At 56.8% G+C, this 400-nt stretch carries 1 rRNA gene; it reads left to right on the top strand.

The features are described from left to right. Positions 1 to 400: ribosomal RNA gene (locus tag IRB43_RS17680) — 23S ribosomal RNA — on the top strand; the annotation flags it as partial.

Raw genomic sequence — 400 nt, 5'->3', positions numbered from 1 at the left:
CCCCCAAGAGTCCACATCGACGGGGAGGTTTGGCACCTCGATGTCGGCTCATCGCATCCTGGGGCTGTAGTCGGTCCCAAGGGTTGGGCTGTTCGCCCATTAAAGCGGTACGCGAGCTGGGTTCAGAACGTCGTGAGACAGTTCGGTCCCTATCCGTCGCGGGCGCAGGAAATTTGAGAGGAGCTGTCCTTAGTACGAGAGGACCGGGATGGACGCACCGCTGGTGTACCAGTTGTCTTGCCAAAGGCATCGCTGGGTAGCTATGTGCGGACGGGATAAGTGCTGAAAGCATCTAAGCATGAAGCCCCCCTCAAGATGAGATTTCCCATAGCGCAAGCTAGTAAGATCCCTGAAAGATGATCAGGTAGATAGGTTCGAGGTGGAAGCGTGGCGACACGTG

Origin of the sequence: Bacillus sp. REN10 (assembly GCF_016820555.1) — a bacterium.
In the GTDB taxonomy this organism is placed as follows: domain Bacteria; phylum Bacillota; class Bacilli; order Bacillales; family Domibacillaceae; genus Bacillus_CE.
The sequence above is the reverse complement of the archived record's forward strand: the minus strand, read 5'-3'. Positions and strand labels throughout refer to the sequence as shown.